This window comes from Rhodothermales bacterium, from assembly GCA_013002345.1.
In the GTDB taxonomy this organism is placed as follows: Bacteria; Bacteroidota; Rhodothermia; order Rhodothermales; family JABDKH01; genus JABDKH01.
In genome coordinates this window covers 1-3,256 of sequence record JABDKH010000145.1, presented here as the reverse complement: position 1 = coordinate 3,256, position 3,256 = coordinate 1, and the positions used below count along the sequence as shown (strand labels likewise).

General features: G+C 58.1%; 2 protein-coding genes. Both read right to left on the bottom strand.

Features of this window, described 5'->3' with window-relative positions:
* Window positions 1-45: 45 nt before the first annotated feature.
* Window positions 46-756 carry a hypothetical protein gene (locus HKN37_07400; protein NNE46469.1) on the bottom strand — a complete coding sequence of 237 codons (711 nt, stop codon included), beginning with the start codon at window positions 754-756 and terminating at the stop codon, window positions 46-48.
* Window positions 757-896: 140 nt separating this feature from the next.
* Window positions 897-3,059 carry a polyphosphate kinase 1 gene (ppk1, locus tag HKN37_07395; GenBank protein ID NNE46468.1) on the bottom strand — a complete coding sequence of 721 codons (2,163 nt, stop codon included), beginning with the start codon at window positions 3,057-3,059 and terminating at the stop codon, window positions 897-899.
* Between the last annotated feature and the right edge of the window lie 197 nt (window positions 3,060-3,256).

Below are 3,256 nucleotides of genomic sequence, written 5' to 3'. Positions count from 1 at the left end.
CGCCTGAAGCTTGTCCCCCCGCTTCTCGTCACTGACCGGGCGCTCTCATCCGGCGGCACGGTCCAGTGACCGAACGGTCACATGCCAACTGGCCGGGTCAAACGGGCGGTACTTCCCTGCAGCGACGCTATCGACAGATTCCAGAATCTGTGGTGCAAATCGAAGCTGCTCCTCAGCAATGTCGGCAACCAGAGACCATCCGTGCGCGGCCTCGCGGTAGTGTGTTTCTCGATTCCCGTCACGGTCTATCAGGGCGGTGTACTCCTGGATTCGATCTCGAGTGAACTGCCCCAGAACAGACCGGACGTATCTCGCGTGATGCGGAGGAGGGACGGGGTCGGCAGGCCTCCCCTGCAACGGGAGTGCCTCGGTGCGTCGTCTCACCTCAAGGTTGCGACAACCGTATTCGACGACGAGGAGTTCATTGATTTCGATCTCATTCTCCGGTGAACAGATCACCGCTTTCCACTCGTCAGCGACGTCACGCAATCGCCCTACTTCTGACTCTGTCAGGCGCTTCCAATCCTTGAGAACGGCCAGTGTGACTTTTGGCCACAACGACCCTTCGTGTTCCTCTTCAAGGCCCGGAAACGCACGGTCGATCTTGTCTTTCATGGCAAGAATGCAGGCGTCGAATCCTTCGAAGACGATCGTGAGAACTCCACAGTGGGCCACAAACAATGACGCCGGCCTGAGCCGCATCGGTGGGCAGTCCGCCGCCATCGTCCTCAAAGTGGAAATGGATTCGTCCGTCATTCGGAGTTGAGCGATACACGTGTACACTTCACCCGACTGTCCCGTGTCGCACGAGTCGAGCCTGCAGGGGAATTGTACGGACAAAAGGCCTATTCGATTCTCGCTACGTACAGCTCACGGCCAGCGGCCGGGGCCACGCATCAGCTGAGTTCCTTGACGCCCGACTCCTCTTGCTGCCACCTCGCCCGCTGCCGCAGGAACCACTGCTGGCTGTAGACCGCAACGTCGCCGCCTGCCGGCGTCTGCTGCTTGTACGAACCATCGGACTGCATCAAGCGAGCCTTCACGTTGTCTTTTAGATAGGTCTCCAGCACTTCCTCGCGCAGATAGCGGACGTGCTCTCGATCTTCGATCGGAAATACAACCTCTACTCGCCTGTCGATATTTCGCGGCATCAGGTCCGCTGAGCCCAGGTACACTTCCGGAGTTCCACCGTTGCCGAAGTAGTAGATCCGGCTATGCTCCAGAAATCGTCCCACGACACTTCGAACACTGATATTCTCGCTAACTCCCTTGACGCCCGGCCGGAGACAGCAAATGCCGCGCACGATGAGGTCAATTTCAACGCCCGCATTAGATGCCTTGTACAAGAGCCTGATGATTGCTTTGTCGACCAGAGCATTCGTCTTGAAAACCAGGCGTCCACCGCGGCCTGCCACGGCATGATCGATCTCGCGTTGTATTCGCTCTATTAAACTGTGGCGCAAATTAATGGGAGCCACGAACAGCTTGCGATAGTCCTTCTTGCGGGAATAGCCCGTCAGATAATTGAACAGATCGGTGGCATCGGCGCCGATATCCGGATCGCAGGTGAAGAAGCCGATATCCTCATACATGCTCGCCGTCACTGCGTTGTAATTGCCCGTAGACAGATGCACGTAGCGGCGAATGTGGTCACCCTCCTTCCGCACGACGAGAGCGATCTTCGAGTGCGTTTTTAGTCCGAGCAAACCATATACAACGTGCACTCCTTCGCGCTCGAGCGTCCTTGCCCAGCCAATATTTGATTCCTCGTCAAAACGAGCCTTGAGTTCGATCAGCGCCGTCACCTGCTTACCGTTTTCCCGAGCCCGCAACAGTGCCTTCACGACCGGCGCGTTCTTCCCTACGCGGTACAGCGTTTGCTTGATGGCCAGCACGTCCGGATCATTCGCAGCGGCAAACAGAAAATCAAGTACCGGGGCGAACGAATCGTACGGGTGGTGGACGATCGAATTCCCTCTGGAGATCCGCTGAAATATATCGCTGTCCGTACCGTCGGCCCGAAACTTCGGAGAAGAGTACGCAATGAACGGCTCCTCCTTCAGATCGGGACGAACAACGTTCGAGTACAGCTCCATCATGCCGCTGGAGCCCAGAGGGCCGTCCAGTGTGTACACGTCCTTGGGATCAACCCGCAGGTTTTCGGTAATGATCGTTCGAGTCGATTCCGGTATCCCGGGATTAAACGTCAGGCGATCAACCGCACCGAATCGGCGCTGACGAACGCTCTTTTCCATCGTCTCGAGCAGGTCATCCGCTTCAAGTTCCTGGATGATCATGTCCGCGTTTCGCGTCACACGAAACGGATAGGACGCGATGATTTCCATTCCCGGGAATAGCGCCTGCAGATTGGCCGCAATCACCTGTTCGACCCAGACGAAGTAATGCTTGCGAGGAGCCGTCCCATCCTTGCGCACGCTCCCGGAAGAGCGCTTGAGCGGGACCAGCCTGGGAATGGACGCCGGCACTTTGACGCGGGCAAAACGCTCACCGCCGTTCTCGTGCCGTACCACAACGGCCAGGTTCAGGCTCAGATTGGATATGTGCGGAAACGGATGCCCCGGGTCGAAGGCCATTGGCGTGAGGACCGGAAAGATGACCTCCTCGAAGTATGCCCCGACCTGGTCCGCCTGTTTGTCGGACAGCTCGTGATAGTCGAGAAGGAAGACTCCCTCCTCCTTCAGGCTGGGCATGATGTCGTCAAGAAGGCAGCTCTTCGCACGACTCATGAGCTCCTGCGAGAACCGTCGTATCTCGGCCAGCTGTTCCGCCGGCGTCCGACCGTCCGGCGATCGTTCGACCACGCCTTCGGCGAGCTGCAGCTTGATGCCCCCGACGCGCACCATGAAGAACTCATCCAGATTCGAGCCCAGAATCGCGATGAACTTGAGTCTTTCGAGCAGGGGCAGCGAAGCGTCCTGTGCCTCTTCGAGTACGCGCTCCTGAAATCGCAGCAAGCTGAGCTCGCGATTCAGATACAGGTCCGGGTCCTTGTAGTCCGGAGCCTCGTCGATCTTCTCATCGCCCTCGGTGGCCGACATCTGACCCAACTGGGTCCAACTTGGCTGATCCGGATCGTCGGTCGGGCGCACCGCACCATCGCCGGCGGCCTGCCCGTTTCCCGAGGTAATGTCGCGACTATCTGACTCCGCTGTTGACCTGTTGATGTGCCTGATGGCGCGAAGCGCGTGCTTCGACCGCTAGTTTCGGCGAAATCCGGGGTGTCCTAAGCGAATCA